Source organism: Vibrio sp. 10N.222.49.C9, from assembly GCF_041474985.1.
GTDB lineage: Bacteria > Pseudomonadota > Gammaproteobacteria > Enterobacterales > Vibrionaceae > Vibrio > Vibrio crassostreae_C.
The window spans coordinates 1-348 of the sequence record NZ_JBFRVD010001190.1 but is presented as its reverse complement, the minus strand read 5'-3'; the positions used below and the strand labels follow the sequence as shown (position 1 = coordinate 348).

1 protein-coding gene is annotated in these 348 nt (G+C 44.3%); it reads right to left on the bottom strand.

Annotated features, from left to right (window positions below; all coding sequences use genetic code 11):
* Positions 1-348, bottom strand: a 348-nt coding sequence (locus AB4585_RS27510; protein WP_372171921.1) for a hypothetical protein, incomplete at both ends; no start/stop codon positions are given.

Sequence of the window (348 nt, the reverse complement as noted above, 5' to 3'; positions counted from 1 at the left end):
ATGTGCGTGGACATCGCTTGGTGATTTTGCTTGTACATGACCTGTCGCTTTCAACTGGTGTTGGTGATTGTGTGCGTCTGTATAAGAGCTTCCACCATCCTCATTGACACCACCTTTTAAGTCACCCGTAATTTTATCAATATCTGATACTGGTGGTTTAGTTGTTGACGTATGGCTCGATGTTGGCGCTTGCTTATTACCATTATTATGCGGATCTGGATCTACATGTATTGTAGAAGTTGCAACAGTTTGCGCATGACCATCGGTCACTTTATAAGCGATGGTTACATCTTTGCCACTTGCAGCCGTGCTAGGGTGGAAAATATAGCCACCGTTACCGTCTTCATC